Source organism: Thermogemmata fonticola (genome assembly GCF_013694095.1).
In the GTDB taxonomy this organism is placed as follows: Bacteria; Planctomycetota; Planctomycetia; order Gemmatales; family Gemmataceae; genus Thermogemmata; species Thermogemmata fonticola.
On the sequence record NZ_JACEFB010000002.1, the window covers coordinates 208,209 to 233,709 of the forward strand.

The 25,501-nt window shown below is 59.0% G+C and carries 18 protein-coding genes; 4 read left to right on the forward strand and 14 right to left on the reverse strand.

The annotated features are described in order from the left end of the window. Positions 1–121: 121 nt before the first annotated feature. The 7 genes from lptD to hemW form a co-directional block, all read right to left on the reverse strand. Positions 122–2,884, reverse strand: a complete 2,763-nt coding sequence (lptD, locus tag H0921_RS04435) for an LPS assembly protein LptD (protein ID WP_194536836.1) — start codon at positions 2,882–2,884, stop codon at positions 122–124. Between the two features lie 224 nt (positions 2,885–3,108). Beyond that, complete coding sequence (locus H0921_RS04440) at positions 3,109–3,969, reverse strand: metallophosphoesterase (RefSeq protein ID WP_194536837.1); 861 nt, start codon at positions 3,967–3,969, stop codon at positions 3,109–3,111. Positions 3,970–4,078: 109 nt separating this feature from the next. Next, positions 4,079–4,588, reverse strand: a complete 510-nt coding sequence (locus tag H0921_RS04445; RefSeq protein ID WP_194536838.1) for a CBS domain-containing protein — start codon at positions 4,586–4,588, stop codon at positions 4,079–4,081. Between the two features lie 126 nt (positions 4,589–4,714). Beyond that, positions 4,715–5,761, reverse strand: coding sequence for a 2-oxoacid:ferredoxin oxidoreductase subunit beta (locus H0921_RS04450; RefSeq protein WP_194536839.1), 1,047 nt, complete (start codon positions 5,759–5,761; stop codon positions 4,715–4,717). 232 nt (positions 5,762–5,993) lie between these two features. Beyond that, entirely contained in the window at positions 5,994–7,931 is a 1,938-nt protein-coding gene (locus H0921_RS04455) for a 2-oxoacid:acceptor oxidoreductase subunit alpha (protein ID WP_390622543.1), read from the reverse strand. Positions 7,932–8,185: 254 nt separating this feature from the next. Further along, the gene (locus tag H0921_RS04460) at positions 8,186–8,692 is read right to left on the reverse strand and encodes a CBS domain-containing protein (protein WP_194536841.1); all 507 of its coding nucleotides are present in this window, start codon (positions 8,690–8,692) and stop codon (positions 8,186–8,188) included. Positions 8,693–8,748: 56 nt separating this feature from the next. Further along, positions 8,749–10,014 (reverse strand): radical SAM family heme chaperone HemW, encoded by a 1,266-nt coding sequence (gene hemW, locus H0921_RS04465; protein WP_228498998.1) that lies wholly within the window; start codon positions 10,012–10,014, stop codon positions 8,749–8,751. 979 nt (positions 10,015–10,993) lie between these two features. Between hemW and H0921_RS04470 the strand changes: the two genes are divergently transcribed. Together H0921_RS04470 and H0921_RS04475 are read left to right on the forward strand one after the other, a co-directional pair. Next, positions 10,994–11,512, forward strand: coding sequence for an NUDIX hydrolase (locus H0921_RS04470; protein ID WP_194536842.1), 519 nt, complete (start codon positions 10,994–10,996; stop codon positions 11,510–11,512). A gap of 226 nt (positions 11,513–11,738) precedes the next feature. Then, positions 11,739–12,614: a protein kinase domain-containing protein gene (locus H0921_RS04475; protein WP_228499066.1), complete on the forward strand. Its 876-nt coding sequence runs from the start codon at positions 11,739–11,741 to the stop codon at positions 12,612–12,614. Positions 12,615–12,779: 165 nt separating this feature from the next. Here the strand turns inward: H0921_RS04475 and H0921_RS04480 are convergent, their stop codons facing one another. Beyond that, positions 12,780–13,226 carry an arsenate reductase ArsC gene (locus tag H0921_RS04480; protein ID WP_194536844.1) on the reverse strand — a complete coding sequence of 149 codons (447 nt, stop codon included), beginning with the start codon at positions 13,224–13,226 and terminating at the stop codon, positions 12,780–12,782. Between the two features lie 224 nt (positions 13,227–13,450). Continuing rightward, complete coding sequence (locus tag H0921_RS04485) at positions 13,451–15,283, reverse strand: polyprenyl synthetase family protein (protein WP_194536845.1); 1,833 nt, start codon at positions 15,281–15,283, stop codon at positions 13,451–13,453. A gap of 351 nt (positions 15,284–15,634) precedes the next feature. Between H0921_RS04485 and H0921_RS04490 the strand changes: the two genes are divergently transcribed. Next, a complete protein-coding gene (locus H0921_RS04490) occupies positions 15,635–16,801 on the forward strand; it encodes a ThuA domain-containing protein (protein ID WP_228499000.1) in 1,167 nt (388 codons plus the stop codon). Between the two features lie 110 nt (positions 16,802–16,911). Here the strand turns inward: H0921_RS04490 and H0921_RS04495 are convergent, their stop codons facing one another. The 4 genes from H0921_RS04495 to H0921_RS04510 form a co-directional block, all read right to left on the reverse strand. Next, positions 16,912–18,693 (reverse strand): prenyltransferase/squalene oxidase repeat-containing protein, encoded by a 1,782-nt coding sequence (locus tag H0921_RS04495; RefSeq protein WP_194536846.1) that lies wholly within the window; start codon positions 18,691–18,693, stop codon positions 16,912–16,914. Between the two features lie 181 nt (positions 18,694–18,874). After that, complete coding sequence (locus H0921_RS04500) at positions 18,875–20,011, reverse strand: ATP-binding protein (protein WP_194536847.1); 1,137 nt, start codon at positions 20,009–20,011, stop codon at positions 18,875–18,877. A gap of 131 nt (positions 20,012–20,142) precedes the next feature. Continuing rightward, on the reverse strand, positions 20,143–20,616 hold the full coding sequence (locus tag H0921_RS04505; protein WP_194536848.1) for a glycine cleavage system protein H: 474 nt from the start codon (positions 20,614–20,616) through the stop codon (positions 20,143–20,145). Between the two features lie 115 nt (positions 20,617–20,731). Continuing rightward, entirely contained in the window at positions 20,732–22,228 is a 1,497-nt protein-coding gene (locus H0921_RS04510; RefSeq protein ID WP_194536849.1) for a coproporphyrinogen-III oxidase family protein, read from the reverse strand. 448 nt (positions 22,229–22,676) lie between these two features. Between H0921_RS04510 and H0921_RS04515 the strand changes: the two genes are divergently transcribed. Next, positions 22,677–23,831, forward strand: coding sequence for a Gfo/Idh/MocA family protein (locus H0921_RS04515; RefSeq protein ID WP_194536850.1), 1,155 nt, complete (start codon positions 22,677–22,679; stop codon positions 23,829–23,831). Positions 23,832–23,992: 161 nt separating this feature from the next. Here the strand turns inward: H0921_RS04515 and H0921_RS04520 are convergent, their stop codons facing one another. Beyond that, complete coding sequence (locus H0921_RS04520; protein WP_194536851.1) at positions 23,993–25,450, reverse strand: carbon-nitrogen hydrolase family protein; 1,458 nt, start codon at positions 25,448–25,450, stop codon at positions 23,993–23,995. Between the last annotated feature and the right edge of the window lie 51 nt (positions 25,451–25,501).

A 25,501-nucleotide genomic window follows, 5' to 3' on the forward strand; every position in this document is an offset into this window, starting at 1 on the left:
CTGAACAGTTTAACCTCTCCTTCCGCCCGATAGTCGGGTTTTGCCTCTCTCTCGTTAGTCGCGCTTCGCCTCCCGCCACCAGTAGTATGGGCTTGGCTGTTGCAATCCGAGTCATCTTTACTTACCGTCCCCGTTGCATGCCCTGCGTGACCGGATTGACCATTCCTAAGGGGACACCGGCGAAGCGTCCTTGGCCGCTCAAGGCAGCCAAAACATTGGGTACGATCAGGAATTGGAAGCCGAAGTTGTTCACCAGGGAGTTGTAGGTGAAGCCGATGCTGACGGTCATGTCCGTGCCCGTGCGGGTCAAGGTGATGGCATTGGTCAAGGCTTGATTGAGGCCAAAATCATAACTGGATGAGGCCGTAAAGTAATACCGCCGGCTCAGTACGTACCCCACACTGGCGATAACAGCCCGGCTGTTGATCGGATCGATCTGTCGGTAGCCGATATAGAAGGTAGTGCGATCCGGGCGGTTGAAGTAAGTGCCGAAGGTGTAATAGCGGGAGCCATTGTCGTAAGGTTCAAACCACCCAGTGGCGGTGAAGGCTGTTCGATCGCCGATGTTCCATAGGAAGTCATATTCCAGGAAGGCGAAAGGTTTACCGAAGTTGTCCCGATCGGCCTGAGGGAAGTAGGAGACGGACGTGCTCAGGATAGCGACATCGACCGTGTGTTCTTGGCCGGGAAAGCCGCGCTTGGTCTGCCAGCGCTGTCGTAGGTCCAGTTGCAACACATGGAGGTCGTCCAGAGTGTCCAGACGATTAAGCACTTGGCGGCGGATGAGATAGCGTTGAGGGTTGTACGGGCTGGTGGGCAGGGGGGCAGAGGCCAGAAGCACGCCGTCGCTACCGGCGAGGTAGGCGGGTTGCAGCGGGGTCATCGTACGCCAGGATTGATCGGTAGCATCGTCATTGAGGCGATCCAGCAGTGGCAGTTGCGTGAACGGAACATTGGAACGGGCGTAGAAGTAGTTGGCACCCCAGACGGCTTTGTGATACAAACCACGGATGTTGAACAGATCGCTGCTGACGTTCTCGTAGAGGCGGGACATGGGTAAGCTCAGACGGGTCCCCCCGCCGCCCCAAACGCGACCCACTGCGTCTCCATGCAAATCATCGCTATATCCGGTCAGGTCGAGCATGCCGTACGGAGCTAGCTTGACGGGTCCCAAGGCCAGCGGCAGGCTCAGCTCCTCTTGCCAACCTACACGCCCGGCATTGATGGCGACATCCGTCGGCAACAACGAGAAGGGCGGTTGCTGCGCCGGACGAGCACGGGCATAACCGGCATGGACCCGCGTCGAATAGACAAACCAGTCGTTGAGGAAGGTCTGGCCAATCAGGGCGCCGTCTAGTCGCGGCAGCCATTGGGTTTCAGGGTTCCACGGCCGGTCCAAGCGAGGCTCGACCAGTCCTGCCGCCCACCACTTGCCCCGGTTATACGTCAGATAGGCGAATGTCTCCTGATTGACATCGGTGTCGAATTCGATCTTGTAGTATTGCTCGAAGAAGTTCTTATCGCTCAGGTGGGCCAGTTGGCCTTGGAAGTATAACCCCTCGATCAGCTCTTGCTGATGTCGCCAGAGCAGGCGATGGCGAAAGAAAGGTGGAACGGGTTCGGGGCCGCGATTGCCGCCGAGAATGTCTACGCCGTCGTCCCAAACCCCGTAGAAGAGCGCACGTCCTGTGGTGGCGGACAAGCCGGGCACTTCCGCCGGGATATTGTAGAAGTATTCGGAACCTAAGGCGGGGCCGCGCTTGGAGAGATAGTCCAGGTGGAGCCGCCATTTTTGGCCCGGCGGGGGACGCAAAGCCAGCAGATCGAACACATCCCAAGTGGTGTAGAATTGCGTGCCGAAAATACGGTTCTGCCCGAAACTGAAGCCGACAAACGGTCCCAGCGGGTCTGTAGCGTCGGCTCGGATGCGGGGATAATACGCGACGGGTAGCCCCAGAAGGCGGGGAACAGCCCCATATGCCGTGACCAGTTGCTCACGTCCAAAAACCGGTTCGCCGGTGCGCAGATCACGATAGGGCAGGCCGAAGAGGTTCCGCAGTTGGGCGAAACGTTCCTCGTACGTTACTCGCGGCGCATCGATGCGGAACCCCGGATCGCTGGGCAGTTTGCTGGCATTGATCGAGCCTCGGAGGATCTCCCAGTTCTCGGCATCCAACCGCCGGACTTCAGCACCGGAGACATGCACCGGGTCCGGGGCGGGCGCTGGCTGAAAATCCAAGGTTCCCTCTAGCGCGATCGCCCTTTGCCGCTCCACGTCGTAATACACCTCCTGGGCACGCAGGGTTTGTAGCGGACCGCGGGCACTTTTGGTCCGCACGACGACATTGCCCCGGAGATACACCTCCACTTCGCTACGCCCATCACCGGGGGTACGGAAACCCCCTGGCAGCTCTTCCATTGGTCCGCCCCGGACCCAGACGACTCCCTCATCGGTGGCTAGCTCGATCTGTTCCCCATCATCCGTGGTGGCATTGATGATGACGCCGCCGAGGAAAATCCAGCGCTCAGACTTGTCGGGCAGCACTTCCCGGCTGATGGTGTTGGGAGTGCCATAACGACGAGTGAAGAGGAAGCGGCGCGGCTTGTTGGCAGGCACTGGCAAGGCCCTTCCCGGCGGCAGAGAGGGGGAAGGCTCCTGGAGCCTCTGGGGTTGAAAAGCCACCCGCTTTGGGACAACTGGCGGGGGGACGACCCACACTTCCTCAGGTGGTCGGGCACGGGAAGCAGGAGCAGAACTTTCCTCGGAGGAAGGAAGCTCTTGGGCCTGAAGAATGCCGGGAACCGCTGCCCACAGCAGCAGGCCGATCGCTCCTTTCCAGCATTTGCGCCGATCCGGTTCCACGGCGGCTCCATCGGCAGTCACTTTAGGCTCGACACTTGACAGAATCCCCCTAGCGGCTGGCGACTATATACCCTGCCGCCAACAAATCAAGCGGAGTTTTGCTCGAAGGTCACCACACCGCGCTTCTGCAAAAAGGCGGGTAGAGAGATGTCCCTGTCCGTTTCACGCAAGTGGTCTCCATCTGGTCTAGCCTTACATGGTCCGCCAGCATGTTGGCCCTTAGAACACAATCGCTGTTGGCGTTTTCAGGAAGACACGGGCTGCACCGTGCGTAAGCAGCCGACCAAATCGCTGTGGGAGACGGGTCGATTGAGGGGAATGAGGAGGTACGAAGCAGGAGAAGCAGCGCAATCCAAGATGATCTGCCGTTCGTGGGGAATGTCGAAACCATCGGGACAGGGGAGGTGGCCGCTGATCAATAGATCGCCGTCGCAGTGGTGCAAGAAAGCGGTCACATGGTCCAGGGTTGTGTCCCGCCCCCACACCAGGCTGTGGATGGCTCCCCCCGGTGCTAGGTCCGTGGGGTCCAGTGGTTCCCTCTGCAATCGTTGAAGAGCAAAGTGAACCGAATGGCGAATGCTAGGTAGACTATGAGAGATGACTAGGCGATTGGGTGTGCGGAGCAACACGGGCAGCTCTGCGAATAGATCCAAATAGGCTTGGTAGATGGAGGATGCCCAGCTCCCGTAAGCCTGGCGCACCCCTTCTTCAAAGAGTTCATTACAGTTGACATCCCCTTTGAGGATCGGTCGGTCAGTCCATTGGGCCAACTCATGATTGCCGAGCAGATAGTGCACCTGTTTCGGGAATTGTACCAGCAGGGCAGCAAATAGGTCCACAAGCTGATGCGACTTATCTCCCCCTTGGGGGTAGCGGAAGGGACCATGAATAAGCTCTTGCAGAACGAGGTGGCGGCGGGGATGGCGTGCTAGGTCCGCCACTTGCAGCAGCGCCTGGAAATTGGCCAAGTGACCGTGCAAGTCGCCGCAGATGACGGCTTCGTCGGCGTCCATCAAGTTGATCACACGGCCTTGACGGCCCGGCATGGCGCGTAACAGCACGCGCGCCTGACGTAGGAGGACCAGTAACCGCTCTGGAGCTGGCATAATCCTGGCAACCGATAGGGACTCCGGGAATATCCTAAGAGCCTCGAACCAATCGAGCGAAGGATCGTTATCTCTGGCGAAACGCTGTCCAAAAGAGAGACGGCGCTATTCAATCCGCGCAGAAACGGATCAGGTGTCGGAGTACATCGCGGACGGAAATGACCCCCACCGGTCGGCCATTCTGGACCACCGGCAGGTGGCGGTAACCGCCGGCATCCATCTTGGCCAATGCTGCCGCTAGAATGTCGCCCATTTGGACGGTTTCCGGCTTCGGCGTCATGTATTGCTGGACCGGCTGATGTTCATAATCCGCTTCCCCCGCGATGCGGAGCAGAAAGTCACGTTCCGTCAGAATGCCCACGAGCGCTCCTTGCGGATCCGTGACGAGCAAGGCTCCGACTTTGTGCTCTATCATGGCCCGCATCGCCGTGCACAGGTCGGCATCCAAGCCGATGGTCACAGCCGGGCGAGGTTGCAGGACGGCGACCGTATCGGTCATCAAGCTCATTTCGACCTGTCCTTGAGGTTGGGGCAGGTCTAGGGCAGTGAGCGGTGTCTGGCAGCGTTCGCATTCATCGGCGCCGGGAGGATTGACATGGTCGCAGGCCGGACAACGCATCGCCTCATCCCTCCCAGATTCAGTCCGTTGTCACGAGGATGACCCGCGTTAGACTCGAGTCTGAATGCTCCGATGGATTGGGACTAAAGCTGTCTATTCATGGGGAGAAAGAGCCGTTGGCCGTCCTCACTCCACGGTCCAAACGTCCTCAGCTTTGAACAAGTCTTCCAGCCGGCCTTTCCCTTTACGGGTGATGGCGTCCGCGATGCGGGCATCCAGCAGTTCTTCGTAAGTGGGTTTGCGGACAGCCCGGAGTACCCCCACAGGTTCCGGGAAGGGGCGGACGGTATCCTGACTGGTGTCATGGACAAAGCGGCTAAGCAGGTAAGCCAGCGTCGGGTCCTCCGCCGCTTCATCGTGGACGAGAATATCGTCGAGACCGCAGTCCTTGCCGACTTCTACCACCTCTGGTTTGATGCCATTGAGGCGGATTCCCTTGTTGCGGTCCTTGCCAAAGAGCATCGGCTTACCGTGTTCCAGGTACAGCAGGTTATCGGCCTTGACGCTTTTATCTGTGGCGTACTCGAACACGCCGTCATTGAAGATTTTGCAGTTCTGATAGATTTCGACGAACGCGCTCCCCTTGTGATGAGCTGCTCGTTGCAGAATCTGCACCATGTGCTGCACGTCCACGTCGATCGTGCGAGCGACGAAGGTGGCCTCGGCCGCCAGAGCTAGAGACAAAGGACGTACGGGAGTCTCGAACGATCCGCCGGGACTGGTTTTGCTCAATGTGCCCAAGCGGCTGGAGGGAGAGTACTGGCCCTTGGTCAAGCCGTAGATTTCGTTGTTGAAAAGCAGGATTTTGATGTCCACATTGCGGCGCAGAGCGTGGATCAGGTGGTTGCCCCCGATCGATAAGCCATCGCCATCGCCGGTGACCACCCAGACCAGCAGGTCGGGATTAGCTAGACGCAGTCCCGTGGCGATGGTAGGCGCCCGACCGTGAATCGTGTGGAAGCCGTAGGTATTCATGTAATAGGGGAAGCGGCTGGAGCAGCCGATCCCGGAGACGAAGACGATTTTTTCCCGCGGAATGCCGAGGGAGGCCAACGCCTTCTTCATTTGTGCCAGGATCGAGTAATCGCCGCAGCCGGGACACCAACGGACCTCCTGGTCCGTCTTGAAGTCGTCCGGCTTGAGTGTGGGCAGTGGGGCAGTTGTGATGGCCATAGTTTAGGGTCCTGTAGAGCGTCCATAATGGTAAAGGATGGAAGTCCTCACTTCAGATTTTACGGTATGCACTTCGGATTCTGCAGTCTTCGTGCGGGCATCCAGTATGGACACCGTTGTGTCGGAAGCCGCAGGCTGAGCTTGCCGGGCGTCCTGAGGGCGGATAGCTTTCCAAGATTGCTGTAAATTGTGCGTGAACATGGCCACATTCGGGGCTGTCGGGAGAGCACTGTCAGGAGGTTTTTTGGCTTAGGGCCTTTTCGACCGCGGCTTCCAGCTCGGAGACTAGGAACGGTTTGCCTTGGACTTTGCTGACGGAGATGGCGGGAACCAGGTACTTGGCCCGCAAGAGCCAGCAGAGCTGGCCCGTGTTGAGTTCGGGAACAAGGATAGTTTTGTAGCGTTTGAGGACAGCTTCCGTGTTTTTCGGCATGGGGTTGAGGTAGCGGAAGTGGGTCTGAGCGACCTTGATTCCGCGGCGGCGGAGGCGTTCGACGGCTGTGGTGATGGCCCCGTAGGTTCCTCCCCAACCAGCTAAAAGGATATCGGCGTCGGTATCCCCTGTGACTTCCAGTTCGGGGATGAAGTCGGCAATGTTCTCGATTTTCTGGCGGCGGACGCGGGTCATGTGTTCGTGATTGAGAGGGTCGTAGCTGATGTTGCCTGTGATGTCCTGTTTTTCCAAGCCGCCGATGCGATGTTCTAAGCCGGGGGTGCCTGGAATGGCCCAAGGCCGCACGAGCCGGGCATCGCGCTTGTAGGGAAGGAATTTGCCAGCGCCGCCCCCTTCGCCGTCCATACTCGTCTCATGGGCCGGACCGTTCCACCCCTGGCTGTTGGGCTGGGTGGCGAAGGTGATGGACAGCCGCGGCAAGTTCTGAATGTCCGGAATGCGCCACGGTTCCGCACCGTTGGCCAAGTAGCCATCTGAGAGGAAGAAGACCGGGCACATGAACTGCGTGGCCAAGCGGACTGCTTCGAGGATCATGTCGAAGCAATCGGCTGGGGAACGAGGAGCGACGACAGCCACGGGGCTATCCCCATTGCGGCCGAAAAGGGCCTGGAGCAGGTCAGCCTGTTCGGTCTTGGTTGGCAGTCCGGTGCTGGGTCCGCCACGCTGCACGTCGATGACCACTAAAGGCAGCTCGGTCATGACGGCCAGGTTGATCGCCTCGCTTTTCAGGCAGACACCAGGGCCGCTGGTTCCGGTCACCCCAATGGCACCGCCGTAACTGGCCCCGATGGCCACTCCCACAGCGGCGATCTCATCCTCGGCTTGGAAGGTTTTCACACCGTAGCGCCGCATTTCGGCCAGCCCTTCCAGAATCGGACTCGCCGGGGTGATCGGGTAACTGCCATATACAAGGGTGCGGCCGCTGAGCAGGGCAGCCGCAGTCAGGCCGAGCACCGTCGCCTCATTGCCGGTGATTTTGCGGTAGGTACCTGGAGCTAGTCGCGCGCGCTCCACGCGGTATTGGACGTGGGACAGTTCTAGGGTTTCCCCGTAGTTGTAACCGGCCTTGAGAGCCGCGGTGTTGGCTTGCAAGTATTGCGGATTTTTGGCGAACTTTTCTTGAATCCATTTAAGGGTCGGTTCCGTTGGCCGCTCATAGAGCCAGTAAACCAGACCCAAGGCGAAGAAGTTCTTGCAGCGGTCCGCTTCCTTGGGGCTAAGTTTGCATTGGGCAACTGCCTCGCGGGTAAGTTTGGCGATGGGAACCCGAATGACGCGGTAATTGTTCAGACTGCCGTCCTCAAGGGGGTTGCGTTCATAACGGGCTTTTTCCAGATCGGTAGGTGTAAAGTTATCGGTGTTCACGATCAGAATGCCGCCCGGTCTCAGGTCCTTGATGTTAGTTTTGAGGGCAGCCGGATTCATCACTACCAGGGCGTCGAGTTCGTCGCCAGGGGTGTGGATGTCGTTGCTGCTGAAGTGGATTTGGAAGCCGGAGACCCCAGCCAGTGTACCCGCCGGAGCACGGATTTCCGCGGGATAATCGGGGAAGGTGGCAATGTCGTTGCCGACGATGGCCGAGGTGTTGGTGAACTGGGTTCCGGCTAATTGCATGCCATCCCCGGAATCTCCTGCAAAGCGAATAGTCGCTTCGCGCAGAATCTGGATAGGGCGGCGAGTTTGCTCGGGAACGTGAGAATGTTGGGAGTGTTCCATAGGAGGAGAAGTTGTAGCGGAGCCGTTTTCTAGGGTCATGAGATCAGGTCCCTGTGAAATAATGGGTGGTCATAGTTATTAGGGCTGCACCGTAGGGGGGGAGAGTTCATCCAAGGGCATCCCTCATCAGGTATCATACGTTCTCTTCATCGGCTGGCAGCCAGGGGGTGTTCAATCCATGAACAAGCAGGGCAGGCCATCCTTGCGCCAAGCCGCTGGGGATGAGGGGCAGGGAAGGAGGACAGACGGGCAGCCTAGGCACCTTCGGGAGCTTCGGGAAACTGCCGGGGATCAGGCGGCTGATTGAAAACCACCGCCGGAAAATGCTCCACGATGTAGTGGACCACTTGTCGGGCGGAAATGACCCCGACTGGCCGTCCGTTGCTGTCCACCACCGGCAGGTGCCGGTAGCCGCCCTCTTGCATGCGGCGAATAGCCACACGTAGAGGCTCTTGCAATTCCGCCGTTGCGGGAGACGGTGTCATCACCTCCCGCAGGGGAATATCGAGAGAGCGACCCGGAGCTAACACCCGGGTGAGCAGGTCACGCTCGGTGAACAAACCGACCAGCCGTCCGCCGCTGGTGACCAACAGGCAGCCACTGCGGCCTGCTCGCATGGTCTCCACCGCTGCCCGCACCAACGCGTCCGCATCCAGGGTCAGAGCCGGAGCGGGAGCGAGCCGGGCGACACTGTCCACCCGTAGGTTTTTGGACAACTCCCGCGCTACGGGGTCCGGCGATCGGCTAGCCTGTGCTGACATCGGCTGGTCCATTATCCCTCATCCCACACCCAGACGGGTGTCAGGATGGCTTATTCCTATTGTGGAACATTTTCCACAACGGGCAAGTTGTAGCGGCGGCTTGGTTCGATGGAACCGCACGGTGAGGCGGCGGCCCATAACTGCGCAATCACGGCATCGGCCACAAACAACCCCCTCCGCGTCAGGCGCAGAGCCGCCCCCTCTTCTTCCAGCAACCCTTCTTCCTGCAACTGCCGGATGGCTCCGCCGGCTAGCTCGTCCACGGCTACCCCCGTTTGCTCGTGGAACGCTCGGCGATCGATACCTCGGCGCCGCCGCAATTGTACCGCCAACGTCTCGCAGGCGCGCTCCCAAGGAGACAACTTCTCCCGATAAACCGTCACGGACTGACCCCGCATGAGGCGTTGGATGTACTGCCGGGTGTCCCGGACGTTCCCCTCGCGGCAGCCCCGAACATACCGGACCGCACCCGCGCCAAAGCCGTAATAGGCTTCGTTGGCCCAATAGGTCTCATTGTGCCGGCACCGATAGCCCGGACGGGCAAAGTTCGAGATTTCGTAATGCTCAAATCCCGCTGACGTCAAACGGTCGATGGCGAAGGCATACATCTCGCATTCGACCTCTTCGGGCACCGCTTGGACCTGACCGCGTTGCCAGCGTTTCCAAAGCGGTGTTCCCTTCTCGTATGTCAAACTATAGGTGGAGAGATGTTCCGGACGCAGGGCCAAGGCGCATTCCACATCAGCGGCCCAATCGGCCAAAGTTGTGCCGGGTATGGCAAAGATCAGGTCCAGGGAGACGACGAATCCGGCGTCTCTGGCCCAAGCTACGACCTCTTCTGCTTGCGTGCTGGTGTGCCGCCGTTCCAAGGCTTGCAACGACTCGGAACGGAATGACTGAACGCCGACACTCAGGCGCGTGACTCCATACGCCCGCAACAGGGCCAGCTTGTCGGGATCGAGACTTTCCGGCGTGGCTTCCACCGAAAACTCGATTGCCGCTGGGGAGGCATCCGCTGTTGCACCCGGTGCTTCAGGGTCAAAGGCCAAGGGCAGCCAATGCTTCAGAAGCGACAGCAACTCCTCCAGTAGAGGCAGGGGCAGATAAGTGGGAGTGCCTCCGCCGAGAAAGAGGGTTTGGACGGGTCGCGGGTACTCTAATTGCCGCAGTTCACAAGCTAGGGCTTGCAGGTAATCCCGCATGAGATGATCTGCACCGGCGATCACGGCAAAATCACAATAGCCGCAGTGATGGGCACAAAAGGGAATGTGTACATAGGCTGCACGTGGCTCTTCCCAAGCGGCTTCCCTCATTCCGGACATTGCCACGGATCCTTTTCCAGTTCTGGCTAGAGAATCTCCGTTACCTCTTTCCGCTTGACGCCGAACCCATCTGTACCCGCTGACTGGAGCAGCTCCCTGTGGTTCCCCCAGCTTCAGGGGGTCATTCCATCTTACGGCATCCGGTCTGATTGTTAGGAGTTTACCGCTATTGTTAGGAGTTTACCGCTTTTGGTTCGCTGAGATTGTATCCTGATGTACCTCAGTTTTGATCCTTGCGGTTCTGATCTCACACCGGAGAGGCCATACTTCCCGGAAGCAAAACCTGTGGTAATTTTTTCTCACCTCTGGTCAGAAGCGGTGCAGAAAGGGGAAAGAGGCTTGCGGCTTGGGGGTTGCGCCGCGGCGGGATGTGAGCGTGGAAGGACAGAGTCTGGACGTCAGAAATGCCGGAAAAACCCGGAGCAGCGGGGAATCAAGGGGGAAAGTGGCCGGTTATTCGGCTGTGGAGATGGCGCGATGTTTGAGGATTGGCACGGTGGATGCATAGGTAGAAAAATGTCCGTTCACACGGGCCGGCGGCGTCGCGGAGGACCGGCCCGGAGGAGAACGGATGCTGATCGCAGAAGCAGTTTCTAACCGGCGATCTGGGTACGCCCCCGGATCGTTCCTTCCCCCGACCTATCCCCCTGGCATATTCCCGCAGCCGGCGGTGAACCATCCGCCGGCTCGCCTCGCTTTTCTATCTTCCATTCCTCAAACTCGAAATGCGGGACCTGATCGCTGGGGCGAATTTTCATCCTTGCGAGGAGGTTTTCTGGACCTCAAGAGGCGATGTTGTCTTGCCCAAGGTGTGGGCGACGGTGGAGAATGGGGAGGCATCCATCGGGGCTGCAGAAGTTGGCAAAACCATTGGGAGTGTCCGCCCAAGAGTCAGGCTAGATAGGTTTGTTTTGGAGCGAGGCACAAAAAGGGTTTGTGTCATTCCCATGAACGACGGACACGGCGCCTGGAGCACGCTATGCCCTATACACCGATTTTGGCCACGTTGGGTTACGTTTTCTCTCCGGACCGCAAGCAGGTACTGTTGGTGCATCGCAATGCTCGTCCGCAGGACCCCCACTACGGCAAGTACAACGGTTTAGGGGGGAAACTGCACCGTGGCGAAGATGTGGTCAGCGGCCTGTGCCGGGAAATCCGCGAAGAGGCCGGCATCGAGTGCGAGGAGGTGGAGCTGGCCGGAACCATATCGTGGCCTGGGTTCGGCAAAGGGGGCGAGGATTGGTTTGGCTTCATCTTCCGGGTCGGGCGTTTTCGGGGGGAGCCACGGGAACGTAACCCCGAAGGGAGCCTGCATTGGGTTCCGATCTGCGAGGTGCTCCAATTACCTCTCTGGGAGGGGGATCGCTACTTTCTGCCGCTGGTGTTGAGCTGGGAAAGCCCGGTGTTTCACGGCGTCATGCCCTATCAGGATGGGCGCCCGGTCGGTTGGCATTATTGTCAGGCCAAAGCGGACGGAAGATTTGCGTTTCCAGCATAAAACCGGACTGGAGAATGGAGCAAAGTCTCGAGCATGGCGGAGATTCGTGTGCTAAGTTTGGGTAAGTTCGGTTCTTTTGATGAAGTGTTTATCAGTTCTTTCATTGCAGCGACTACACCGGGAGGTGCCTTTGGCTAGCCTGTTTCCACGTATCCGGTCTTTGACTCCTGGGGCGTTTGTCCTGACGCCAGGTGCAGAACCAGCACCGGGGTACCGATTGCGGCGGATGCGCGGGCGGGGGGGATTCGCGGAAGTATGGGAAGCAGACGCTCCAAGCGGCCAAACAGTGGCATTGAAATTCATGCCAAGCATGAATGCCACCAGCACGGCACGGGAACTGCGCTCCCTGCAATCCCTCTTGCCTTTGAAACATCCCCATCTGCTGCCGGCCTACGATGTGTGGTGCGTGCCGGGATACATTGTCATCGTTATGGAATTGGCGGACGCCACCCTGCTGGATTTGATGCTCCTGTATCACAACGAATTGGGTCAGCCGATCGAAACTTCGCTTCTGTGCCGCTATCTTTGGCAGGTTGCCGATGCTTTAGATTTCCTCAACGCCCGCCAGCATAGCCGGGAAGGACGCAAGGTGGGCTTCCAGCATGGGGATGTCAAGCCGAATAATATCTTGCTGGTGGGGGAAACCGCCAAGCTGAGCGATTACGGTTTGGCCACGCCCACGCATGGTCCCGTGACTCCCTGTCCCCGGCAAGGGACCCGCGAGTATGCCGCCCCGGAAATCTTCACCGGGTATTACTCGGAGCGCTCCGATCAGTTCAGTCTCGCAGTGACCTACTATGTTTTGCGGACCGGTGCCTTTCCTTTTCCGGCTCTGCCCACGGAACTGCCCCGGCAATTCAGCCGGCCGGCCCCCGACCTGACCCTCGTAACTCCTGCGGAACAGCCCCCCTTGCAACGGGCCTTGGCTCCAGTTCCCCAGGATCGGTATCCAACTTGCCGGGAATTTATGGCGGATATCCTCAAGGCCCACCGCTACAAAGTCGTCCGCGATAGCGATGACCACTGGCTTATCATCCGCGATAAGAAGCGCTCCTCGACTGTCACGACGGTTTCGTTGCTGCGTCGGCCTCCCCATGCCTAAATACCCCACCTTCGGCCAAAGAGGGGCTTCTTGAAAGGCCAACTAAGAATCCCAAACCTATTGCGCGAAATCTAGGTTAGCGAAGCGGTGACAGCTTACCAATAACTCGAACGGTAGAGAGGGAAAGGAGAATTACAACCTCCCATTCATCAAAAGGAAGGAGCGTTACGAACCTGCTGCTGGGCGGGACGGAAAGGGATGAGCTTGCAGGGGCACTCCCAGCTCCTGGAGCAAGGCTTGGACCTGTGTTGCGATCTGATCACGCACGCGGCGGAATTCTTCCGGCGGCAGGTCGCGGGGATCAGGAATCTGCCAATCGTAGCGGCGACGGGCACGAACACGGGGGCAGGCGTCACCGCACCCCATGGTTACCGCCACATCGACTTCCTGATCATTGTACAATTCGATACTTTTGGAGTTGTGCTGGGTCAAATCATAACCCAACTCTGCCATCGCAGCGATGGCTTGGGGATTGATCCGTCCGCTCGGTCGGCTGCCGGCGGAGAGCGCCTCGACGTGTTCCCCGCCATACATTCGGGCAAAAGCTTGGGCCATCTGGCTACGGTTGGAGTTTTCCACGCATACGAACAGAATCCGCACTTTTTCCGGCATGAGGATGACTCCGACTTTAACGGTGCGGGAAACCAGTAACGGCTAGAAGCTCGCTTCCCTGAAGGTGTATACCCGCTTTACTTCTCAGCGGTACTTGCCCGGTTCACTCCTAATATTACTCGGTGTGCCCCACAAGTTATCTGCATGCTGTGTATCATGGTAACTGCCGGGAATTGCCTCGGTGTCAGCTTGAGGTAGGCACCTCCGTCAGGGGCAGACACCTCTCATGACCGGAGGGTCAAAGCGAGCAGTTGGGGCGGCTCGGCTTGGGGAAGTTCCCCTTTTTCCAGCACCGTATCGACTAAGTAGTAGAGCAATTCGCGCAGTTCGTCGGGTTGCAATTCATCCGCGATGGCTTCGGCCTTGGCGCGGAATTTATCGACCAGTTTATCTGCCTTGGTGAAGACATCGGCGGCAAAGTACAACTCTCGGACCCGCTGGAACCATTCCGCCGGTTGTTCTGGTGTTGTGGCGGGCTGTGTGGCGCTGCCACGGAGGAGGTGGAGCAGTTCGCTGCGCTCGGCCGCGGGAAGGGCTTCCAAAGCCAGAGCCAACAGAAGTGTGGGACGGGCCGCGAAGGTGTCCTGCCCGGCAAGGAGTTTGTTATGATCGTCACCGACCCAATCCTGGATGTCATTGAGGATTTGGAAGGCCACGCCGAGGTGGCGGGCAAAGTCGGCCACGGATTTTTCTAGGCCATTCACTGGCCCGGCCAAACGGATGCCGCAGTAAAGAGCCGCTTCAAAGGCAGGGGCTGTCTTGAGGGCGTAAATTTTGAGGGCTTCAAGAGTCGATAAGGCTTGGGGAGCTTCCCGCCACAACAACTCGGCTCCCTGACCTTCGGAGAGTTTTGTGTGAGCTTCGGCCAGTTTGTCCAGAATGTCGGCGGCGGTGTCGCTGCCTAAAGCCTGACGATCGCGGGAGACCAAGCGGTAACCTAAGCCGATGAGATAATCGCCGACATTGATGGCCGTTCCCAAGCCGTAAACCCGATGCAGCGTCTGCTGGCCATAGCGGTAGGCATCGTCATCTTCGATGTCGTCATGGACTAAGCTCGCTTTGTGGAAAGTTTCGATAGCCAAAGCGGTGCGTTTGACCGCATCGGAGAATTCCCAGCCTTCTGCTTGGCGGGTGGCAGGTGCGCCGCGCATGGCGTCGTAAGCGGCCAAAGTGATGAAGGGGCGGAAACGCTTGCCCCCGCGCATCAGGAAATCCAGGGCAATGGCCTCTTGGCGGATGAGAGGGTCGATGTGGTGAAGGGCTTCGCTCAGGGATAATTTTCCTCCCCGCGGAGGGGCCGCCAAACGATAGAGTTCCGCTTCCTCGAACAGCTTGTTGGCGGCCCGCATCAGGTGCATGTAGGTCTTCGTTTGTTGGGGAGGAGGAGGCGTGTGGACGCCCATCGTCTCGAAGACCCAGTCATTGTCCACGGAAGTGTTCTTGCAATTGCTGGAAAGCAAAGGAGTGGCCAAGCAAGGAATACCCGCCAGCAACACCTTGTCGAAGGCTTTCTCCAGCACGTTGAGGCATGCGACACCGACGATCGCGTCCACATGACCGGAGACGATGATTTTCAGAACGATCGGTGTACCTTCGCTGATGAGCACCTTGTAGCCTAGCTGTTCCGCTTTGGTGCGAAAGTCGCCGACATGGCAGGCTCCGCATTTGCGGCAATCCAGCCCGAATTCATCGTAATCCGCCGGGCAACCCTCCGCATTTTTCAGACAGTGGGGCAGTAGCATCAAGCGGCGATGGAAGGGGACGGCTGCTACCTGGTCCCGCCAAAAGGCGTTGGTGATCATGACCATAGTGAAGCCCAAGTACCGCTCGCTCAGCCCCAACTGCCGCAACACTTCTTCGGCCATCGCCCGTGTGGATTCCTTGGTTAGCGGCTTGGACTTGTCCAAGCGGCGGCAGTACGCGTCGGCCGCAGCCCGGATGGCATCACGCAGGCTCCGTTCGGGCGGTACATCCTTGAAAGCAGCGGTGGATGGCCGGGCTGTGGAAACGGGGGAGCGTTCGTGGACGGTTGCCGTGGCGTCAATTGCAGTGGTCACGGTCCCTCCAGGGGTGCGAGGTTGAATTCAAACCGCAGAGCCTCACATCAAGTACGACTCATATGGCGGTCGGAGGTTGGCGGGAACCTTTCAGTGCTGCGTAGGCGACACTTCAGGTCATGCTGACTCCAACCGGATAGACGGCTCCGTTATCTCTACGGAGACCGCAGACAGCTCTGCAATCCCTCCGTATTACTAATTGGAAGCTTCTGGGGTCGATGACAAGGCGACGCAGGTAAAATGCCGGAAAAAACAGGCCTGCTGTTCCTCCTGCCCTCCCGACCCACTGACTTTCTACGTCCATCCACGCTCTATACCACGTTTGAGCCTGTTCCTTACGAGGAGCCTGCCATGCGATCTCTGCTTTGCCTTGCGAGTTGGTGTTGCCTCCGATATTGCCAGCGGATGCTTGCCAAGTTGAAGTTCTCCCCGCGGATGGCCAGTGGCATACCGGTCTTAGGATTGGCGGTGGGGGTTGCCGGCCTCGTGACTGCCTCTGTGGCGGGCCAAGCCGACAAGTCGTTCCTCGCGGAATCCTCAGCCAAAGCGATGCATACGGAATCATTTGTCCCCCCTGGCACATTGGCTATGATTCAACCAACTGCAACTCAGTTGCGCATCGACTTCGATCCTTACGATCAGTCCCAGGTTCCCTTGGAAGTCGAACCGGCGGCGGATTACAAGGGCAAACGCATTTTGTTGGTCGCGGGCCGTGCTAGTCATGGACCGGGGGAACATGAGTTCTTCGCCGGCTGTGTAATCCTGGCGAAGCTGCTGCGGCAGAACGCCAACGTGTTTCCCATTCTGTCGCGTGATGGCTGGCCTAAGAACGAAAAAATGCTGGAAACAGCGGACTGCATTGTCCTGTACATGGATGGCGGCGGGGGGCATCCTGCCATTCAACCCAAGCGGATGGAGTTGGTCCAGCGCCAAATCGACCGGGGTGTCGGCTGGGTCAACTTGCACTATGCGGTGGAATACCCTGTGCGGCAAGGGACGCGGGATATTGCCGGCTCGGTCAAACGCTGGCTGGGAGGATATTACGAGACAGGCTATTCCATCAATCCCCACTGGGATGCGGAAATACGGAGTTTGCCCAAGCACCCAATCACACGAGGAGTGACGCCCTTCCGCTTGCGGGATGAGTGGTACTACGGCATTCGCTTTTTGGAGGACCTCCGCGGGGTGACGCCGATTCTCCAGGCGGTGCCGCCAGATAACACCCGGCGCACCGAGGCCACGAAGCTGCGGGCCGGCCAGATCGAAACTTTAGCTTGGGCCTATGAACGCCCCGATGGCGGGCGGAGTTTCGGCTTCACCGGCGGCCACTTCCATCGCAACTGGGGCAGCGAACATTTCCGTAGGATCGTGGTCAACGCTATCCTGTGGTGTGCTAAGGAAGAGATACCGCCGCAGGGGGCCAAGGTGGCGTTCGATCCGATCGATCTCAATCGCCATCTCGACCGCAAAGGGAAGGGGGAGTTTCGCCCCATCCTACCGCCGGCTCCCGACCGGTGAGGTGGAGGTTGGTGACAACTCGAACGCAACCTACCCATCCTGCCGCTCTCCCTGGTTCGATGAGGTGGAGGTTTATGCCACCTCGAATCGCCGCTGCCATTCGGACCGGTTTATGGGGCGGATGGAGGCAGTCGTTTGACGGCTTTTCCTAGGGCGGCCAAGGTGAAAATGAGGGGGTAGAGTTTCTCGTAGTACCACAGGCGGGCGAAGTACAGGCCGATGGGCGACGCTTGGCGGAACCGTTCGCTCTCCACCGCTTCGATCAGCCAGGTCAGGCCGCGTTCGACAGCTTGCCGCTCTGGTGTATTCTGGGCGAGGTCCAGCAGAATCTCCACACACAAGGCGGTTTCCTCGACAGAGGATGGGCAACCGGCGGCTCCGCCCCAGCCCCCGTCGCTGTTTTGTGCCCCCAGCAAATACTCCACCCCCCGCCGGCATTCGGCAATGTTCTCCTTCCCCCAGTCGCGATAGGCGGCTAATACTCGGCAGGTGCCATAGACAGGATTGGTTTCATCCGGGGCGTGTTCATTGCCGAACCATAAAGGGAGCCAGCTTCCGTCCGCTTGCTGGCAACAGCGTAGGAAATTCCAGGCGCGATCGACTACCTGCTCAAGCTGAGAACGAACGGGTCCCCCTACGTTGTGCCACAGGCGTAGGGCACGTAGGGCATGAGCGGTCAGGTCCGGGCCGCTGCGGTCAAAGGGCAATTTTCCCCAGCCGCGGCAGAAGGTGGGGAAGCCGCCGTCAGAGTTCTGCAATTGGCAGAGCCATTTTCGAGCCAGGTCCAATTCGGTGGGTGGTGGGCAGGGGTGGCCCAGCAGATGCTCCAGCGCGAGAATCGCAGAGGGGGTATCGTCGCAATCGGGTACGCCGCCGGGTAGATCGGTCCAGGCCCATCCCCCCGGTGCAGCTCCGGTGTAGGGATGCCTGTGGCGGTGTTGCTGCTGGAGTAACCAGTCACGCAGATGTTCCGGGTTTTTCAGAGATGGCAGGTCTTCTGCGGCGGCGAAAGCCTGGATGGCCAAGGTGGTAACCCAGGTGGCCAGATTGGTGTCGATGGGCCAGCTTCCATCCGGACGTTGAGAATGGACCAGAAATTGGACGCCCTGAGCGATGATGGCTTCCGCGGTGGTGTCGCGCTGCCGCAGGCGAGCTAATGCCATGATTACGAAGCTGGTCAAGGGTGTGGCTTCCAGATACCCCCCGCTAGCCGGCTGAATCTGCCGTAGAAGGCGGAGAGTGCGTCGGCGCGTGAAACGGCGGAGCAGCGCCGCTAGTGGGTTCCAGGTTCCCCGGTGAGCGTGAATACACTGGCCGATGGCGATCAGCGCAGGCAGAGCATAGCTGACAACGGGAAGGCGTGCGAAGCGATACCAGCTTTGCGGCAGCGCGGCCAATTCGAAGGGCAAGCGCGGGACCTCCTGCCACGGGACTAGACCGGCTATAGCGCAGCTCATCAAGATCGGCACGGAGAACGTTCGGTCCCTTCCATAGCGGCGGCGGATGGCTTCGGCGCGGCGTTCAGCGGTCGCACCGGCCTGCTGGGATATGTACTCTTCCAGGCGGGTGACGCTGTCCGCCCAAGTTTTCTCGGCGCCAATTAGGCGGAAGGCAGCTCGCACCAGCATCGCTGTGGAGAGATTCGACCGGCTGCGGACGGTGTCTCCCCAGCCACCGTCGGCATTCTGGTGTTTCACCAGCCAGTGCAAACCAGCGGTGATGCGTTCGCTATGCTCGAAGGGGTTGACAAGCTGCAAGGCCATGACCGCTGTGGCGGTGGACAAGGCCGAACTGGATAATTCCCCGAGCCAATGGCCTGCCGCTGTTCGCTCCGCTAGTAATGCCTCCCGGACGCGCTGATAGGCTGCTGTCAATCGTGCCGGTTGGATCATGCTGCTGATTTGCTCCCCCGCCTCCGTTGTTTCGCTTTCCCTTACGGGCTGGTGTCGTGTTTTACGGAAACGCTTAGTGTCTAGGATCGTGCTTGTAAGCACCGGCTTCTTGCGCTCCCGGCTTCGCTTGCTCGCCGGCTGCTTGGGCTATCGACTGCTTCTGCTCACCGGCGGCTTCCGCTCACAGGCCGAGATTGTCGAGGTCGTCCACGAGCTTATCCAATTCATCCTTGGGTTGCTCGGTTTTGTGACTCTGGCGTTTGGGAATGCCCACGCTCATGCCCACGGCTTGCCGGCCTGCGTTAATCAGTTCCCGATCCCGTTCGGCGACAGCAAGGGATAAGGCATCCCCACTCTCGCCGCCAAACAGCTTGCTTAGGTCGATCTTGACGCTTCCGGTAGCGCCGATCTCCGCCCCAGCTATTGCCGGTGATTTGTACTCCGGGAACATGATCGCTTGCTGGGGGCACACCCGGCTGCAAGCTGGACATCCCTTCTTGCACTGGTCGGGGTTCTCGACGAGGATCCGTTCCAGAGCATCCACTCCGTACACGCCAAAAAGACAGAAGTCGAGGCATTCCAAGCAGTTCGTGCACCGGCTGTAATCGATCACCGGGTACCAGCGCCGGGGGGTGGGTTCGAGGAATGTCGCGGCTGTCATACTTCCCGCTTCTGGTGGCGGATGGACGGAATTTGCCGGCGGCTCCGAAAAGGGGTGCACCGTTCCGTTCGGTGTGGCTGTTCCGTTCCACTGCAAGGCCAGGCCCAAACTGACCCAGACGGGGGGTGCTGCCCCGACCGCGTCCTTGGTGGCATCCTTCGCCTGCCTTTGCTGGCACTCTTCAGCAATCCGTTCGATTTCGGCGAGAACTTCCTCCGCCCGTTCCGCCTCCCGGAGATCTACGGGATAGATCCAGCGGGAGGGTATCTCCCCTTTGGGGCCGATTCCCGCCTGCTCTGGGGCTTCTGTCTGGTCTTGAGCTTCCCTGGAAGGAGAGGGTTCCGCCTCCTCTGAGGCCTCTTCCTCTGCTTTGCCCAACTGTGTTTTGCCGAAATGTCCTTGAATGCCGTGGCGGTCCAGGATCCAGAAAGCGGCGCGGGGATACAGCCACGAAAGAACAACCAAGTCGCCTCGCACCGCTTGCAAAAACAGCAAGCCCGAATGGTCCGGCTCCAGATCGTAGAGGTTGGGCACGACGGCTACCTCGTATTCCGGGCGGCCCAACAGGGCGGCCACAATCGCCTCTTCCAGCGAACGTTTCGCCGGATGCTTCCCAGGCGACTGCGAGATCACAATGGTTAATCGGTTGCGGGCCATGACGGCTTCTCCTCTCTGGTTCCGGAGGCGTTTCTTGCGGTAGGTGGATCACTCAGCGGGCGGGCCGGTAGGTGCCTTGACTTCGCGGCTAGTCCCTGAGCAGCAAGGTTTATGGCTTCCTAACGGCCAGTTTATTCCTCCAATCCCAACTTGTTCATTTGAGCTTTGATGATCCGCTGGGTATTTTCCCATCCCGCTTCCAGATGCGCATGATATTGATCGACGGTGAGAGTCTCTGCTGGATCGGCCCGGAGTTGGAATAACCAGCCGGCGCCGTAGCAATCGACGTTGATCAGGCCGGGGTCCTGCAATACTTCTGGGTTGATCTGGATGACCTGCCCTGCCAAAGGGGCATACAGTCCGGAGGTGGCTTTCTGCGTCTCAATGAACCCGATTTCTTGACGGGCCGCAACGTGCTGGCCAGCATCGATCCGCCACTCCAGAAAGTATACATCCCGCATCAGGCGTACCGCATAAGAGGTGAAGCCGAAGGTGTGGATCCCTTCCTCTCCCACGCGGCACCACATGTGGTTCTTGCAGTAGCGCAGCTCCGAGGGCAGGACTGCCAGGTACTTCCCCATCGCAAATGTGCGCGGCTCGGTCATCGCTGCCGGACCTTGCTCTAGTAGCTTCGTGTCACGTCACGGACACGCTTGCCATTGTACCCCTGTGGCATCTAGCGTCTCGACGGCTCAGATCACGTACATCGGCTGGCTCAGATCACGTATATCGGCTGCTGATATACTGCGGGTCGAAAAAGCGGGGCAGATGCCGGTCGATTTGGATCAACCCCTTACGCGTACAGCGGATGCTCTCGGAATCCACTTGGAGGTAGCCTTGGTCGCAGAGTTGTTGAATCGTTGGACGAAACTCATCCCGAATGTCCACGCCGTATTTGTCCCGGAAGTAAGCGACATCCAGATAGCCGGTCTTCAGCAAAAGAATCACCTCGCGGATCAGTCGGTCGCGTTCGGTGGTGACTAAGGCACGTCCGAAGGGCAACTCTCCAGCCTGGAGCTTGCCAATGTACTGTTCCCAGGTATCGACATTTTGCACATGCACGCCGTTGATGTGGCCAAAGGAAGCAACCCCGGTGCCGAACATATCTGCTCCGTGCCAGAGCGCTTCCCGATAGACAAAGCGGGTGGTCGCAGGGTTGCGGACCGCTGTGGTCGCACTGGTGACGGTGTATCCCGCCCGTTCCAACTCGGCGAAGGCATACTCGACCCAGGCGCGTTTCGTGGGCCAGTCAGCAATCTCCAGCCGCTGTTGAGTCGTTTCATCCACCAGGGTTAGTTGCCATCCGGTTTGGTTCTGGTTTCCGCTACCGTCGGCGCGGTTCGCCGGAGAAGTCGGGAGGCTCTCGGAACCGGCCTGCCGCAACTCGCGGGAGAAAATCGTGTTGTAGGGCAACTCCATCTGATAAATGGTGACGCAATCCGGTGCCAATTCCAAGGTTTTGGCAACACACCGCCGCCAGTTGTCCCAGTCCTCCCCGACCATTCCCGCGATCAGATCGATGTTGATCTGCGGGAAACCCAGTTCTCTGGCCCAAGCGTAGGCTCGATAGATCTCCTCTTCGCTGTGAGCGCGGCCGTTGAACTGGAGAATCTCCGGTTTGAAATTTTCCACCCCTAAGCTCAAACGGGTGATGCCGTGCTGGCAGAGGGTTTCCAGCTTGTGTTTCTGTAAAGTGCCTGGTTCGCACTCAAAGGTGATCTCACGTGCTGCATCCCATGGCATAATCTCCCGCAAGCGGTGGAGCAGCCGGTCCAATTGCCCTGCGCTAAGATAGGAGGGCGTTCCTCCCCCGAAATAGACATAATCCAAGGGCCGGTTCCCGACGCACGCCGTGCGGCTGAGCAATTCGACTTCCTGAATCAACGCTTCCAGATAAATCTCGATGTCCCGTGCGTTTTTGTCCGTATAGACCCGAAAGTAGCAGAACTTGCAGCGTTTGCGGCAGAAGGGAATGTGCACATACAAGCCCAAAGGCACATTGGGGCGTGGAGGCCGGGAGAGAGCCTCGTACACTGCCGGTACCCATTCCTTCTTCCAGAAGGAAAACGGCGGATAGTTGGCGATGAAGTAGTTGCCTAATCCTGTTTGTTCCTGTTCCGCCTCGGTGGGAATTTTGTCCCGCAGACTGGATCCGGTTGGCGCCGCATTGGATTCCACACTTTTTTCCCGGTGCGAAGACTCGGCTGTCGCGCTCATGTCCACCCCTCACTTCCGCCAAGGACGGCTCACACTCCCCTTCTGCCTCCTGCTTCCTTACGCGGGTCCCGTATGCCCTGCCTCTCACTTTTCTACCTCTCTTTATACGACACTCCATCCCTCCATCTTACGCCGCTTCCGGGAATACCCAGCGTCAACCGACGGACAAGGCGTGCTAGCTGGCCGTTCTTTTCCCCGAAATAACGGTTGTCGCTTGCCTCTCAATCGAGTAGACATGGGAGATTGGCCGCTATTTGTCTGGCGTGTGTGGAATTGATCGGACCGGAATAGAGAACACTGCCGCTGTTTTTGCATGACTCGGTGGCCGAAAATCTGTCTCTTTGGTATCGTTGTTTTCACGATCCCGTGGGAAAGCGGGGAAGGGCGGAGCAAGCGGCTGTGCACTGTTGAACCCCGTAAACTCCCGTAACGCTCAGGAGGTTGAACGATGCCGAAGCAACCGTTGCGGATTGGAATGGTGGGCTATGGCTTCATGGGCCGTGCCCATACGAATGCCTACCTGCAAGCCGGGCGATTTTTCCCCTCAGCTCGCTATGAGGTGGTGTTGCAAGCGGTCTGTGCTCGGGATGCGGCCAAAGTCCGGGCTTTTGCCGAGCAGTGGGGTTACGCCTCCATCGAGACCGATTGGCGCAAACTGGTCGAACGCAAGGATATCGATGTTGTGGATATTTGCGTGCCCAACAATCTGCATAAGGAAATTGCGATCGCGGCAGCAGCACATGGCAAGGGAGTGCTCTGCGAAAAGCCCCTCGCCCTCAATGCCGCGGAAGGGCGCGAAATGGTTGAAGCGGTGGAAAAGGCCGGTGTTCCCAACATGGTTTGGTACAACTACCGCCGCATTCCCGCGGTTAGTTTAGCTAAGCGCTTGGTCGATGATGGCCGCTTAGGACGCGTCTTCCACTATCGCGCCAAGTTTCTCCAGGATTGGACCATCAAGGCGGACCTGCCTCAAGGCGGACAGGCTCTCTGGCGCTTGGATGTTCAGGCGGCGGGAAGCGGCGTCTCCGGCGATCTGCTCGCCCACTGTATCGACACCGCTATTTGGATGAATGGACGCATCGAAAGCGTCTGTGCCATGACGGAAACCTTCATCAAGGAACGGTTCCACAACCTCACAGGAAAGGTCGAACCGGTGGGGATTGATGACGCCTGCATATTCTTTGGCCGCTTCGCCAACGGCTCCCTCGCCAATTTTGAAAGCACGCGCTATGCACGAGGGCATAAGGCCCAATACACCTTCGAGATCAATGGCGAGAACATGTCCCTGTTTTGGGACCTGCACGACCTGCACCGCTTGCAGGTGTTCGATTATCGGGATGAAGGCCGCATCCGGGGATGGAAGAGCGTCCACGTCACCGACAACAGCCCAGAGCACCCTTACATGGATAAGTGGTGGGTACCGGGCCTAGCGATCGGTTATGACGCCAGCTTTACCCATCAGGTCGCCGATTTCCTCCAAGGGCTGGAAACAGGCCGGCCCGCGGCTCCGACTTTCCGTGATGCCTTGGAAACCCAGTTGGTGCTTGATGCGATCTTGGAGTCCGCTCGGACCCAAAAATGGGTCACCGTCCCCCAATTGTAAGCCGAGGAAGGGGACGGCCTGGGTGAGTGCTTTCTGACCGAGAAACGGCCTGAGGGACGGTTGCCCTGGTGGGTGCGCGGGTAGTCGATTATTTTGGGGCAGGAGCTTGGCTAGATTTTTGGGGCGAAAGCTTGGCTTTCCGTATCGGGAACACGGGCCCTCTACTTCGGCGTGGTGTGAAGCGACGAGGGGATTTCACAGGGAATGACGGGACAATGCCGGCGGATCGCCGCCCGGAAATCTCCCAGACTGCCCCAATAGGTGCGGCGGGATAGGTCCACTTCAGCCACGGCCACACTCCCCCATTTTTCCGCCTGAGCCAACACCGCTCCGCTGCGATCATAGATCGCCGATATCATCCAATTCCGCGATACATCCTCATACGTGCTGCTGATGAGGAAAACATGATTCTCCGCCGCCCGCGCTTGGGCCAGGTGCGGATTGCATCCCCACACGGGCCAGGCGATCAGCTCGGCTCCTCGCAGGGTGAGAGTTCGGGCCACTTCAGGGAAAAAGCCGTCGTAGCACACCATCATCCCGATTTTTCCCAAACGGGTCTCAAAGACGGGATAATCCTCTCCTGGAGTTAAGCCCGCTTCCTCCTCACTACGCGGCAGGCAGACTTTGCGATATTTGCCGAGCAGTTGTCCCTCCGGACCGAAGAGGACGGCGACGTTGTACAGACAGTGCCGGTCCCGCTCGACTAGCCCCGCCACGATATGCAACTGATAGCGGCGAGCCAATTCTGCAAAATACCGGCAACAAGGGCCCTCTGGGATCGTTTCCGCGACCTCCGCAAAACTCCGCTGGAGGCCCACGTACGGGATCACCTCTCCGAGGACGACGAGATGGGCTTGGAGTCGGGCGGCTTCGGCAATCAGTTTTTCGTACTGTCGGCAATTGTCGAGGGGAGTTTTGCCGCCTTGCGGTTTGTAATGGACGGTGGCGAGTCGGACCAGACGGGGATTCGGTGCCGAGCAGGGTCGGCACTCCGCCGGCTGCCACTGGACGCGACCGCCGGGTGCCCAGCGTAGATGCAAGCGCACGACCGCCTCGCTAGCCTCGGCCGGTGCACGGTATTGGCCCTCGACCACGCTCCAGCCGTCGGCCCGCTTCGGCTGAGTTTCCGGAAACTCCGTTTCCGCCATCACGGTAAAGCCCCGGAGAAAATGCCGGACAGTCGGTTCATCAGACCGGGCTTTCTGTCCGCGGCTGTTCCGCCAATGGACGGTCGCCAGAACGCAACGGCGTTCGACCGCCACTCCCTGGGCGCGGTAAGCCATCCGGAACTGATACCACTGGCCGCCCGTGACTGGGAATCGCTTCTCCCAATAGCCGCCCAGTCCCGGTTGGTTGTCCTGTTGGATTGTCAGGATCAGCGTGCCATCGGCCTGGTGTTCCACGGTAAAGTGCGGGCGGATTTCTGGACGCGGGCTGCCAGGGAACCATCCCAGCTTCTCTGCCGCCTGAAGGTTGGCTTCCGCACGTAACTCTGGCGGTGACCCGCTTTGGTTGGAGTCTGCGGGGACAGTCCTCCCTTCTGACCATACAGCCCACAGGGTAGCCGCACTGATAATAAACAACGTTCCGATGCCCCAAGCCGAAAGCCGCCCTTTCATTCTCGAAACCTCCTACGGCGAAGTTTTCTCGAAATCTCCCGTTGGCGAACC

Excerpts from the sequence above, each read along its gene's own strand:
- H0921_RS04440 (WP_194536837.1), bottom strand. The coding sequence starts at position 3,969 with ATGCCAGCTCCAGAGCGGTTACTGGTCCTCCTACGTCAGGCGCGCGTG.
- H0921_RS04445 (WP_194536838.1), bottom strand. The coding sequence starts at position 4,588 with ATGCGTTGTCCGGCCTGCGACCATGTCAATCCTCCCGGCGCCGATGAA.
- H0921_RS04450 (WP_194536839.1), bottom strand. The coding sequence starts at position 5,761 with ATGGCCATCACAACTGCCCCACTGCCCACACTCAAGCCGGACGACTTC.
- H0921_RS04455 (WP_390622543.1), bottom strand. The coding sequence starts at position 7,931 with ATGGAACACTCCCAACATTCTCACGTTCCCGAGCAAACTCGCCGCCCT.
- H0921_RS04460 (WP_194536841.1), bottom strand. The coding sequence starts at position 8,692 with ATGTCAGCACAGGCTAGCCGATCGCCGGACCCCGTAGCGCGGGAGTTG.
- hemW (WP_228498998.1), bottom strand. The coding sequence starts at position 10,014 with ATGTCCGGAATGAGGGAAGCCGCTTGGGAAGAGCCACGTGCAGCCTAT.
- H0921_RS04470 (WP_194536842.1), top strand. The coding sequence starts at position 10,994 with ATGCCCTATACACCGATTTTGGCCACGTTGGGTTACGTTTTCTCTCCG.
- H0921_RS04475 (WP_228499066.1), top strand. The coding sequence starts at position 11,739 with ATGCGCGGGCGGGGGGGATTCGCGGAAGTATGGGAAGCAGACGCTCCA.
- H0921_RS04480 (WP_194536844.1), bottom strand. The coding sequence starts at position 13,226 with ATGCCGGAAAAAGTGCGGATTCTGTTCGTATGCGTGGAAAACTCCAAC.
- H0921_RS04490 (WP_228499000.1), top strand. The coding sequence starts at position 15,635 with ATGCGATCTCTGCTTTGCCTTGCGAGTTGGTGTTGCCTCCGATATTGC.
- H0921_RS04495 (WP_194536846.1), bottom strand. The coding sequence starts at position 18,693 with ATGATCCAACCGGCACGATTGACAGCAGCCTATCAGCGCGTCCGGGAG.
- H0921_RS04500 (WP_194536847.1), bottom strand. The coding sequence starts at position 20,011 with ATGGCCCGCAACCGATTAACCATTGTGATCTCGCAGTCGCCTGGGAAG.
- H0921_RS04505 (WP_194536848.1), bottom strand. The coding sequence starts at position 20,616 with ATGACCGAGCCGCGCACATTTGCGATGGGGAAGTACCTGGCAGTCCTG.
- H0921_RS04510 (WP_194536849.1), bottom strand. The coding sequence starts at position 22,228 with ATGAGCGCGACAGCCGAGTCTTCGCACCGGGAAAAAAGTGTGGAATCC.
- H0921_RS04515 (WP_194536850.1), top strand. The coding sequence starts at position 22,677 with ATGCCGAAGCAACCGTTGCGGATTGGAATGGTGGGCTATGGCTTCATG.
- H0921_RS04520 (WP_194536851.1), bottom strand. The coding sequence starts at position 25,450 with ATGAAAGGGCGGCTTTCGGCTTGGGGCATCGGAACGTTGTTTATTATC.